Genomic DNA, 12142 nt, shown 5'->3' with positions numbered 1-12142 from the left:
AAAAAATGAAAAAATGTTAGATAGGGGTGAGCAATATGAAGTATAAACTGCTATCATTTTTAGTTGTACTTACAACTACGGTGTCAGTTGCTGTAATGTTATTAAGCAGCAAGCTGCAGACAGATGTTGAGCCATATGAAGAAGTGAAATTAGTTCAAAAGAAAAACCAGGAAAAGCAAGCAGATGAACAGCAGGCTTTGAAAGCTCAAAGCAGGGATAGTTCAAAAGTTAATGATAAAAATACAGAGGAAGAAGATTCAAAAACTGAGCAGGAAGAAGAGGGAAGTATTCCTCAAGAGCACAGCTTTGTAGTTATAGATAACAGAAAGAATAAAGGGCAAAGCCAGACAAAGCAGGAGGAAGAGGAATATCCTGATAGTGCAGCTGTGTTTAAGGTAGAATCCTACACAATAGAAGATAGGCTTACTCTAGCTGAAAAGGCCAGATTGCTTACCGTAGCCTCAAAGATATCACCAGTGGACTATGCCAGAATAAGTAACTATTTATACGATGAGAATGCATCAAGAGGAATAATCAATACCTTTAGTCTTCTGAAGACTAGATTGAGCAGCAAGGACTATGAGAAAGTTAAGGATATAGCGGAAAAGTACATGTATGTAGATACCATAGAAGCATATATAGATAAATAAAGTAAAATGTGGCTTAAAATTAAGAAAATGGGCGTTAAATTAAGAAAAAGCAACTTAATCTTGATGTATGGTCTATATTTAGGTTTGAATTAATAAGGAGTTCTATGTATACTATTCCTTGTCGACAGCGATAAGTTGTTGAGAAGAAATATGCTGGCATAGCTCAATAGGCAGAGCAGCTGACTTGTAATCAGCAGGTTGTTGGTTCGATTCCGATTGCCAGCTCCATATTGGAGGAGTTCCCGAGCGGCCAAAGGGGGCAGACTGTAAATCTGTTGTCACTGACTTCAGTGGTTCGAATCCACTCTCCTCCACCAAATTTAAATCGTGGGCGCATAGCTCAGCTGGGAGAGCATCTGCCTTACAAGCAGAGGGTCACAGGTTCGATCCCTGTTGTGCCCACCACAATTTAATATGCTGGCATAGCTCAATAGGCAGAGCAGCTGACTTGTAATCAGCAGGTTGTTGGTTCGATTCCGATTGCCAGCTCCATTTTGGAGGAATTCCCGAGTGGCCAAAGGGGGCAGACTGTAAATCTGTTGTCACTGACTTCGATGGTTCGAATCCATCTTCCTCCACCACAAAAAGGATACCGTAAAGTATCCTTTTTTCATTGCGTAGAAAATTTGTGAGAACACACGTGAGGTAGCCTTTTATGAAAACCCTAAATTAAAAATACGAATTAGAATAATTGACATTAATTATTTATTATTAATTGCTGATGCCTGTTGACATGTGATTTTACTGATGCTACAATAAACTTTGCTTACTAATCATAGAATATGGATATACTCTTATCAAGAGAGGTGGAGGGAAAGGGCCCAATGAAACCCGGCAACCGGTGAAGTTTTTCACAAAGGTGCCAATTCCGGCAGTTTACTGCAAGATAAGAGAAGGTGGCACGTACCTCTTCTTATCGGAGAGGTTTTTTATTTTATATACATGAAAGGAGTGTAAGGTATAAACTGAATATTGTACTTATATTCAGGCTAGCCGAATTACAATGAAGAGATTATTTACATCTGAATCTGTTACTGAAGGACATCCAGATAAAATTTGTGACCAAATATCTGATGCTATACTAGATACTATTCTTGAACGGGACCCTAATGCCAGAGTTGCTTGTGAGACAGCAGTAACTACCGGTATGGTACTTGTTATGGGGGAAATATCTACTAATTGTTATGTAGACATTCCTAAGGTTGTTAGAAAGACCGTAGAGGAAATAGGCTATGTAAGAGCAAAATATGGCTTTGATTGTGATACTTGTGCGGTTTTAACTTCTATAGATGAGCAATCTCCGGATATCGCAATGGGTGTTAATGAGGCTTTGGAAGCCAAGAAAGGTGAAATGGATAAGGTTGAAGCTGTTGGAGCCGGTGACCAAGGTATGATGTTCGGTTTTGCAACAAATGAAACACCGGAATATATGCCCCTTCCTATAGCTACAGCCCATAAGCTTGCAAGAAGATTAGCTGAGGTAAGAAAAAATGGAACCTTAGCTTATTTAAGACCGGATGGAAAAACTCAAGTAACTATTGAATATGATGATAATAAGCCAGTAAGAATAGATACTATAGTAGTTTCTGCTCAACATGGACCGGAGGTTGATCAGTCTCAAATAGAAAAAGACATAATTGAGCATGTTATAAAACCAGTTGTGCCAGCAGAGTTATTGGATGAAAAAACAAGATACTTTATAAATCCTACAGGTAGATTTGTAGTTGGAGGTCCACAGGGAGACTCAGGCTTAACCGGAAGAAAGATAATAGTTGATACGTACGGCGGCTACGGAAGACATGGTGGTGGAGCTTTCTCAGGAAAGGATCCAACGAAAGTTGACCGTTCTGCTGCTTATGCTGCAAGATGGGTTGCTAAGAACCTTGTGGCCGCAGGTGTAGCTGATAAGTTAGAGATTGAAATAGCTTATGCAATAGGTGTTGCAAGACCGGTTTCAATTGAGGTTGACACTTTTGGAACAGGAAAACTTGGCGACGACAAGATAGTGGGAATTATAAATAAGGTATTTGATTTAAGACCTGGTGCCATAATCAGAGATCTTGAATTAAGAAGACCAATTTATAAGCAAACTGCCGCCTACGGACACTTTGGAAGATTAGATCTGGACCTGCCATGGGAAAGACTAGATAAGGTGGAAGAAATTAAAAAGTATTTATAAAAATATGTAAAAATGCAGTGACAATGTTTTCACTGCATTTTTTTCCTTTTTGTGTCAATAATTAAAGATATTGAGTTTGATTTGTTAATAGGTTATGCTTATTATATATTGATGTTCAGCATAAAAAAATGTATAGAAACTTGGTTTAGGAGAGATTATATGTCGGAAATACAGGGGACAGTTGATGAAATAGTATTTCAGAATAATGATAACGGATATGTAGTGGCCAAGGTGAAAAATGGTAATAAAAAGATAACCATTGTGGGCACTATACCATATATTACAGAAGGACAGGAATTAAAGCTTACCGGTCAATGGGTAATACATCCTCAGTTTGGTCAGCAGCTGATGGTGGAGAGCTGTGAAGAAATTATGCCGGCTACACTGCTTGGAATCGAGCGCTATTTGGCATCAGGGGTAATAACCGGTATAGGACCGGTAACTGCAAAGAAAATAGTAGATAAATTTGGTGATAAGACCTTCGATATATTGGAGAATGATATCTCCAGATTGGCAGAGATAGACGGAATCGGCGAAAAGAAGATTGGACTCATATATGAATCTTACTTTAAGCAAAGAGAAGTTAAAGGCATAATGGTCTTTCTTCAAGGTTATGGGGTGACACCCAACCAATGTATGAAGATATATAAAAGGTTTGGTGCAGACTCTATCTCAGTGGTTAAAGAAAACCCATATATACTGACAGAAGAAGTCTCCGGTATAGGTTTTAAGACAGCGGATAAAATAGCTCGGAGTCTTGGAGTAGAGGTAAATTCACCCTATAGAATTCAAAGTGGTATTAAATATTTAATCAATGAGTTCTGCACTCTGGGTAATACTTATATGCCCATGGAGAAGCTTCTGAAAGAAGGCGTAGACATACTTTGCGTATCTAAAGAGGATATTGAGAAGAATGTTATAGAAAGTACCTTGGAAGGTAAGATAAAAATAGAAACTATAGAAGGAGAGGATTGTGTCTTTACGCTTCCTTACTATTACTGTGAACTGGGAGTTACTAAAAAAATATTAACCATGGCTTTTGGTCAATATGAAGTGCTAAATGTAGATATTGATAGGGAAATAAAGGATTTCGAGAAAAAGTATAACATTGGTTTTGCCCCTTCTCAAATCGAAGCCATCAGGGGAATTGTGGACAATGGAGTTGAGATAATTACCGGTGGACCTGGTACCGGTAAAACCACAATAATAAACTGTATTATTGAGATTTTTGAAAAAGCCGGAATGAAGGTATTAATGGGGGCTCCCACCGGAAGAGCTGCCAAAAGAATGACGGAAGCTACGGGCAGGGAAGCAAAGACTATTCACAGACTATTGGAGCTTGGCTATAGCGAAGATGAAAACATGGATTTTTCAAAAGGTGAGAACAGTCCGTTAGAAGGAGATGTGCTCATTATTGATGAAGCTTCTATGGTTGACATTATGTTGATGAACAGTCTGCTAAAGGCAGTTTCTCTTGGGACAAGAATTATAATAGTTGGTGACGTAGATCAGTTGCCATCGGTAGGCCCGGGAAATGTTTTAAGGGACCTTATTGAAAGCGGATGTGCCAAGGTTGTTAAACTAAAGGACATTTTCAGGCAGTCCAAGGAGAGTATGATTGTTGTTAATGCTCACAGGATAAACAATGGGGAAATGCCTCTGCTAAATGAGAAAAACAAAGATTTTTACTTTATAAAGGAAGAGGAGCCTAATTACATCCTTACAACTTTAATAGATCTTATAAATACAAGATTGCCTAAATTTAATCCGTCTTGGAATAAGCTGCAGCATATACAAATATTGTCTCCCATGAGAAAAGGAACATTAGGAGTTCAAAATTTAAATACTGAGTTACAAAAGATCCTCAATCCTCCGGATCCCCAAAAAGCAGAGAAGAAATATAGGGATACGATTTTCAGAGTTGGGGATAAGGTAATGCAGACTAAGAATAATTACTCCTTGAAGTGGACTAGAATTGCCGGAGAAGGGGAAAATGAAGGTATTGGTGTTTTCAATGGAGATGTGGGCTTTATTCAACAAATAGATGAAGAGGAAAATGCACTGACAGTTGTTTTCGACGATGAAAGATTGGTTGTATATGATTTTGTATATTTGGATGAGTTGGACCTAGCTTATGCAATAACAATTCATAAAAGCCAAGGTAGTGAATTTCCTGTAGTAATCATGCCGTCCTTTATGGGACCCCCAATGCTCATGAATAAAAATCTGTTGTATACCGGTATAACAAGAGCAAAGAAGATGGTAGTGGTAGTAGGTTCCGTTAAGGCCCTGCACTTTATGATAAATAACAATAGAAGTTTTGAAAGATATTCATCCTTAAAATGGAGGATTCAGCATATTATAAACAGTGATGTTTTGAAGTAAAAGCAGTTTTAAAAAAGGGGAGGAAGTGAATGATTAAATCTCATTCTGATACTGCTGTAAAAGAGAGAGAGAGAATTGTTAAAGCTATTTTAAATTGGAGCAGAGAAAATGAAAAGGCACTAAATATCATAACGGTGCCCTATAGTAAATGCAATGTTTTTGAAGAGTTAATTTTTAAATATTTAAATGAAGGCAAAACCATCCTATATATTGTTAATGATGATATTGGTATAAATTATATTGTAGATATCTTAAAGAAAAGAAGTTTTACAGAATACTGCAGTAACATGGAAGGAATAAAGAGAGTGAGAGAAAATAAGCCGCTGGTAATTGCAGCCGTTGATGGTGCTCTCTCCCTTCAAAGCAGCTATGATCTGGTTATATATGATGACACAAGCAGTCTATCGAAGCTAAGCAGGCTTGAGATATTAGATTTACTTTCATACTTCTATAAAAGCAGCAGAATTATATGCAGATCCATCGAGAGCATATTTCAAAATGCCCCATGTATAGAGGTGCCTCCCTTGGAGGAAAGTATACCGCTTATTGAACCCAGAATTATTACTACTAGATTGGACTTAAGCAAGGAGATTCCCACGGTTATCTATGATTATCTGATGTGGTCTCTCAGCTGTCAAAGAAATGTAATAGTACTCACTGCTGATGAGGAGATGTCTGAGAGAGTATATCAATATCTTTTGAATATCAAGGATGAACTACTTACAAATATATTCCTTGCAAAGGATATAAAAAACAGGGAATTACAATACTTTCTCAATAAACGCAGGGGAATTATAGTTGTTCATAATCAAAATATAATAAAGCTAAAACTGAGTAATACGGATTTCATTGTATATCATGCAGAGAGTAGGGTATTTGAATATAAGAAGCTTGTATATATATGCAGCAAAGCTTCTAGTATATTACAAGGTAATTTGGGTGAAGTTATTTTGCTTTCCAATGATATTTCCAGGGATATGGAGATTTGTAGAGATATAATAAGGAGATTTAACAAGCACATATGGGATGTAGGTTTGGTAAAAGGGTAAAGTTCTATTTAGGATGTGTACTGGAGGTTATTTATGGCAGAGCAAATAACTGCATGCTCTGTGGTGACTTTGCAGAAGATATGTTGTGTAAAAGCTGTCAGAGCAAGATGAAGTATTCTCTTATAGAAGGTGAAGTTGAAAAAGAAGGAATAAGGTTTAAATACTATTCCTGTGCATACTATAATTCACTAGTAAAGGAAATGATAATACGACTAAAATACAAAAGCGATTTTGATTGTGGTGCTCTACTGACGCAGCTGATGGAAAGGCTCATAAGAGAAAAGGAGATATCATTTGACTATATTACTTATGTACCTTGCAGCGAAGAAACATTTAGAAAAAGAGGCTATAATCAAAGTGAGTTTTTGAGCAAAAAACTCAGCGAGCTAACGGGAAAGAAGGTTGTCCACTGTCTTAGAAAGAGCAAGTCTACAAAGGATCAAATTGGCTTGGATAGAGATGCTAGGTGGACCAACTTAGAAAATTCCTTTGCAGTAGAAAATTATAAGGCTATAAAAGATAAAAAAGTTTTGTTAATTGATGACGTTATCACCACTGGTGCCACTGCCTTTTACTGTGGAAAGGCTTTGCTGCTTTGCGGCTGCAGAGAAGTAAACATATTGACTGCAGCCAAAAGTGCGATATAATATAAATGTAAAAGTTAGGTTTGTGGTTGAAAGTCGATGCCAGTCGCAGGCGAAACGACCCACGTAAGTTAAACAAAGTTTTGATGAGCATGGTGCGGCTTAGAGGTAAGTCCTGCCGTCAGAAGACGAGAGGATTAGTAGTGAGAGGTTAAATCCGGGTAGCGAAAGTTCCAGCAGGCGAGTGTGGGGGCAAAGACCAGGTCAACTAACTTTAATAAAATAAGAACCAATAATCTTATAAGATTATTGGTTCTTATTTTATTAATTAGTAATTATCAATGAGTAATTAGTAATTAAGGATAATTTTTCTTAGCAAGCTTAGAAAAATATTTCGAATATATTTTTTAGAAATTCAGCGTTTGCTGAATTTCAACTATAATTACTCATTAATCATTCATGTGTTGTCCAAGCCGTATAATCGGCAGAAAGGTGGGAATAATATTAAAACAAAGAGAAAAAAATAGAAGTTTGTAAAAATATAAGATATATTAAGGAATATTGATTTAAGTTGAGTAAATATTCAGTAAATTTGCTATTCAACTGTTGAGTTTGTGTTAAAATCATATTAAAATAGAATTAACAGGAAACACAAAATAGACTAGAAAAATTACCTATTAGGTAAGAGAGGGGCTGGAATTATGAAGATTACAGTAAGTGCAAAAAATATGGAACTAACACAGGCGCTTAAGGCTACAGTGGAGAAGAAGTTACTTAAATTAGAAAAGTACTTTAATCCAAACATTGAAGCACAGGCTACATTAAGCGTACAGAAGAATAGACAAATCATAGAAGTTACAATCCCTTTTAATGGCGTTGTATTAAGAGGCGAAGAAGAAAATGAAGATATGTATGCTTCAATAGATTTAGTTATAGATAAGCTTGAAAGACAAATAAGAAAAGTTAAAACAAGACTTGCTAAAAGACAAACTGGCGATGCATTGAAATTTCAATACATACCAGACTTGCCAAAGGAAGATCCGGATAATGATGAGCATAGAGTAGTAAGAACAAAGAAATTTGCCATGAAGCCTATGTCCACTGAGGAAGCTGTACTACAAATGGAAATGTTGGGCCATAACTTCTTCGTTTATGAAAATGCAGACAGCGGAGACGTAAACGTAGTGTATAAGAGAAAGGACGGAAATTTTGGTTTAATAGAGCCGGAATACTAAGTAGAAGCGGTGATAAACTCCCCTGTAGGGGAGTTTTATTTTTATTAAAGTTGAAACTATAAATATATAAATGCTATAATATAAAGTAATGAATTTTTTTAAATAAGAAAAAGAATTGTGAGGATGAAAAATATGGGAATATTAGATAAGATATTTGGAACCTACAGTGAAAGGGAAGTTAAAAGAATTATCCCCATAGTAGATAAGATTGATGCCTTAAGCGATAGTATGGAAAAGCTCACTGATGAACAGTTAAGGGCAAAAACTGATGAATTTAAGAAAAGATTGAGTAATGGAGAAACCTTAGATGACATTTTACCGGAGGCCTTTGCGGCAGTTAGAGAAGCTTCTGTTAGAACACTGGGAATGAAGCATTATAGAGAACAGTTAATTGGTGGTATAGTTCTTCACCAGGGAAGAATAGCGGAAATGAAAACCGGTGAAGGTAAAACCTTGGTGGCAACTTTACCTGCATATTTGAATGCTCTTACCGGTGAAGGTGTACATATAGTAACTGTAAACGACTATCTGGCAAAAAGAGACAGAGACTGGATGAGTCAGGTTTACGAGTTCTTAGGTTTGACTGTTGGAGTTATCATTCACAGTTTGAATCATGAAGAGAGACAAAAGGCTTATGCCTGTGATATAACCTATGGAACAAATAATGAATTCGGCTTTGACTACCTAAGAGATAATATGGTTGTATACAAAGAGGAAAGAGTTCAAAGAAAGTTAAACTTTGCTATCGTGGACGAAGTTGACTCCATACTTATCGACGAAGCCAGAACTCCACTTATAATCTCCGGTGAAGGTGAGAAGTCCACTGATTTTTACAAGGTTGCTGACTTCTTTGTTAAGACCCTGAAAAAGGATATAGACTTTACTGTTGATGAAAAGGCCAATTCTGTAATATTGACAGATGCAGGTGTTGAGGCAGCAGAAAAATTCTTTAGAATAGAGAACTATGCAGATCCATCACATATGGAAATTCAGCATCATGTAGCTCAGGCTCTTAAGGCTAACTATATCATGAAGAAAGATAAGGACTACATGGTTAAAGATGGGGAAGTTATTATCGTTGATGAATTTACTGGAAGACTTATGGAAGGTAGAAGATACAGCGATGGTTTACATCAGGCCATAGAGGCAAAGGAAGGGGTAAATGTACAAAGAGAATCAAGAACTTTGGCTACTATTACCTTCCAGAATTACTTTAGAATGTTCAAAAAGCTTTCTGGTATGACAGGTACAGCACTGACAGAGGAGAACGAATTCAGAGAAATTTATGGATTGGACGTAATTGTTATTCCAACCCACAGGCCTGTAGCAAGAATCGACTATCCGGATGTTGTATATAAGACTGAAAAAGGTAAGTTCAATGCTATAGTAGAGGAGATTGTTGAAACTCACTCTACCGGACAGCCGGTATTGGTAGGTACCGTAAGTATTGAAAAATCAGAGATGCTTTCTGCACTCCTAAAGAGAAGAGGAATTCCTCATCAAGTACTTAACGCTAAATATCATGAAAAAGAGGCGGAGATTGTATCCTATGCAGGCGAAAAGGGCATGGTTACTATTGCTACTAACATGGCAGGCCGTGGTACTGATATTAAGCTTGGAGAGGGAGTTACTGAGCTTGGAGGGCTCAAGATTATAGGTACTGAAAGACATGAATCCAGACGTATAGATAACCAGCTTAGAGGACGTTCCGGCCGTCAAGGAGACCCGGGAAGTTCAAGATTCTATATTTCTCTTGAGGACGATCTGATGAGAATATTTGGATCTGAAAGACTGCAGACTATAGTTGGAAAGTTAGGACTTCAGGATGATGAAGCAATAGAAAGTAAGATGGTTACTTCTGCAATAGAAAATGCTCAGAAGAAAGTAGAAGGAAATAACTTTGACATAAGAAAGACCTTGCTTGGTTACGACGACGTAATGAATCAGCAGAGAGAGGTTATTTACAAGCAGAGAGCTATGGTGCTTGAAGGTAATGACCTTAAGGAGCAAATCCAGGATATGCTGCAGGAAGTAGTATATAATGCTGTAGACTCTCATCTTTCAGGTTTGGAAGAAGATGTTCAAGGTGATGTGGAGAAACTAATTCACTACCTAGAGGACATATGCATTCCACATGGTCTTCTAAAGGCGGAGGAATTAGCAAAAATGTCCAACGATGAAATTAAGGAAAAGGCTCTAAGTGTTGCCACAGACATATATAAGAAAAAGGAAGAAGAATTTGGCTCAGAGCAAATGAGAGAAATTGAAAGAGTAATTCTTCTTAGAGTGGTTGATACTAAGTGGATGGATCATATCGACAACATGGATCACCTAAAGCAAGGTATGGGCTTGAGAGCCTACAAGCAGCAGGATCCTGTTCAGGCTTACCAATTTGAAGGAAGCGAAATGTTTAATGAGATGATCTACAACATAAAGGTTGATACTGTAAAATATCTCTTCCGTGTAAAGATGGAAAGGGCACCTGAGAGAGAAAAAGTTGCCAAGGAAACAGGAACCAGTCATGATGACAGCTTAAAGAAGGAACCAGTTAAGAAGGATAAAAAGGCAGGAAGAAATGATCCTTGTCCATGTGGTAGTGGAAAGAAATATAAGAATTGCTGCGGAAGAATGGCATAAATAAGGAGTGAAGGATATGTTACTACAGCTGGAAGAGGCATTAAGTAATATGGCAGAGTTAAAGCAGACCCTAGAGGAAATGAGGGCTTCTCTTTGACATAGCCAGCCTTGAAAAGAGAATAGCGGAACTGGAGGCTTACATGCAGCAGCCGGGATTTTGGGATGATATTAATAAGGCCCAAGAGATAACTGTTGAAAGTAAGCAGCTAAAGGATAAGCTTGATAGGTTCAATGCAGTCTATCAGAGATTGGAAGATATACAGGTTCTTGCAGAACTTATTGAAGAATCCGGCGATGAGGACTCAGTAGCCGAGGTTTTACAGGAAAAAAAGCAGCTTGAAGAGGAAATTGAAAAGTTCCGGATAGAGATCCTTCTATCCGGAGAATATGACAGAAATAATGCTATCTTAACCCTGCATGCCGGTGCAGGCGGCACAGATGCACAGGACTGGACTGAGATGCTCTTGAGGATGTATACCAGATGGTGTGAAAAGAAGGGCTATGCTATAGAAACCCTTGACTACTTGCCCGGTGACGAGGCAGGTATAAAGGGAGTTACCCTAAGTATAAAAGGTGAATATGCTTACGGCTACCTAAAGGCGGAAAAAGGAATACACAGACTTGTAAGAATCTCTCCTTTCAATGCCAACGGCAAAAGGCAGACCTCCTTTGCCTCTGTTGAAGTGTTGCCGGAGCTGACCCAAAGTCAGGATATAAATATAAGACCGGAAGACCTAAAGGTAGATACCTACAGGTCCGGCGGAGCAGGTGGACAGCACGTTAATAAGACTGAGTCTGCCATAAGAATTACCCACTTGCCTACAGGCATAGTGGTTCAATGTCAAAATGAAAGAAGCCAGCACGCCAACAGAGAGAGTGCCATGAGAATGTTGAAGGCTAAGCTTATAGAACTTATGGTAAGGGCCCACAAGGAAAAAATAGAAGATCTCTCCGGAGACTTAAAGGATATAGGTTGGGGAAGTCAAATCCGATCCTATGTATTCCAGCCCTATACCATGGTTAAGGACCATAGAACCAATGCAGAGAATGGCAATGTAGCGGCGGTTATGGACGGCGATATAGATTTGTTTATCAACGAATATCTAAAGCAGAGCAGTAATGGAACTTTAGATCTGTAAATTGTGAACAAAAAAATTTAATTACTGAAGACACTGAATCCACAGAGGACGCGGAGGGATTTTTTCTTATAGAGATTAACTTTATTTTAGCTACAACTAAATTTAAGCTTGTTCAAAACTTAATGAACTTTTTAGGTTTTGAACAAGCTTTTTTATAATAAATTATCCTTATTCAGGTATTCTTTTATGCTTGCCTGATTATGCCTAAAACTTAACATATCCTCCTCTTAAAAAAGTATTTTACTTATATAAATATGTGAGGGTTTAGTTGGTTATTATAATTC

8 protein-coding genes, 5 tRNA genes and 1 riboswitch are annotated in these 12142 nt (G+C 37.6%); all 13 genes read left to right on the top strand.

What is annotated here, in order from left to right:
* Positions 1-35: 35 nt before the first annotated feature.
* The 13 genes from FHY60_RS14360 to prfB all read left to right on the top strand — a co-directional run bounded on the left by FHY60_RS14360 (position 36) and on the right by prfB (position 11858).
* The gene (locus tag FHY60_RS14360) at positions 36-650 is read left to right on the top strand and encodes a hypothetical protein (RefSeq protein ID WP_139905671.1); all 615 of its coding nucleotides are present in this window, start codon (positions 36-38) and stop codon (positions 648-650) included.
* 152 nt (positions 651-802) lie between these two features.
* Positions 803-878: transfer RNA gene (locus tag FHY60_RS14355), tRNA-Thr, on the top strand.
* A 4-nt stretch (positions 879-882) separates the two neighbouring features.
* Positions 883-967, top strand: a tRNA-Tyr gene (locus FHY60_RS14350).
* Positions 968-979: 12 nt separating this feature from the next.
* Positions 980-1055, top strand: a tRNA-Val gene (locus FHY60_RS14345).
* 11 nt (positions 1056-1066) lie between these two features.
* Positions 1067-1142: transfer RNA gene (locus tag FHY60_RS14340), tRNA-Thr, on the top strand.
* Positions 1143-1146: 4 nt separating this feature from the next.
* Positions 1147-1231: transfer RNA gene (locus tag FHY60_RS14335), tRNA-Tyr, on the top strand.
* 210 nt (positions 1232-1441) lie between these two features.
* Positions 1442-1543: riboswitch (SAM riboswitch) on the top strand.
* A gap of 110 nt (positions 1544-1653) precedes the next feature.
* Positions 1654-2829, top strand: coding sequence for a methionine adenosyltransferase (metK, locus tag FHY60_RS14330; RefSeq protein ID WP_139905670.1), 1176 nt, complete (start codon positions 1654-1656; stop codon positions 2827-2829).
* Between the two features lie 159 nt (positions 2830-2988).
* Positions 2989-5214: an SF1B family DNA helicase RecD2 gene (recD2, locus tag FHY60_RS14325; protein WP_139905669.1), complete on the top strand. Its 2226-nt coding sequence runs from the start codon at positions 2989-2991 to the stop codon at positions 5212-5214.
* 29 nt (positions 5215-5243) lie between these two features.
* Entirely contained in the window at positions 5244-6263 is a 1020-nt protein-coding gene (locus FHY60_RS14320; RefSeq protein WP_139905668.1) for a hypothetical protein, read from the top strand.
* Positions 6236-6910, top strand: a complete 675-nt coding sequence (locus tag FHY60_RS14315) for a ComF family protein (RefSeq protein ID WP_139905667.1) — start codon at positions 6236-6238, stop codon at positions 6908-6910. Before FHY60_RS14320 ends, FHY60_RS14315 begins: the two co-directional genes overlap by 28 nt.
* Positions 6911-7548: 638 nt before the next feature.
* The gene (gene hpf / locus FHY60_RS14310) at positions 7549-8082 is read left to right on the top strand and encodes a ribosome hibernation-promoting factor, HPF/YfiA family (RefSeq protein WP_139905666.1); all 534 of its coding nucleotides are present in this window, start codon (positions 7549-7551) and stop codon (positions 8080-8082) included.
* A 132-nt stretch (positions 8083-8214) separates the two neighbouring features.
* Positions 8215-10719, top strand: coding sequence for a preprotein translocase subunit SecA (gene secA / locus FHY60_RS14305; RefSeq protein ID WP_139905665.1), 2505 nt, complete (start codon positions 8215-8217; stop codon positions 10717-10719).
* Between the two features lie 16 nt (positions 10720-10735).
* Positions 10736-11858 (top strand): peptide chain release factor 2 gene (gene prfB / locus FHY60_RS14300; RefSeq protein ID WP_139905664.1). Its coding sequence is split into 2 segments (ribosomal slippage): positions 10736-10813 and positions 10815-11858, totalling 1122 coding nucleotides; the frame shifts between segments, so codons are not numbered across the junction.
* Positions 11859-12142: the final 284 nt, after the last annotated feature.

This window comes from Clostridium thermarum (assembly GCF_006351925.1).
In the GTDB taxonomy this organism is placed as follows: domain Bacteria; phylum Bacillota; class Clostridia; order Clostridiales; family Clostridiaceae; genus Clostridium_AU; species Clostridium_AU thermarum.
The sequence above is the reverse complement of the archived record's forward strand: the minus strand, read 5'-3'. Positions and strand labels throughout refer to the sequence as shown.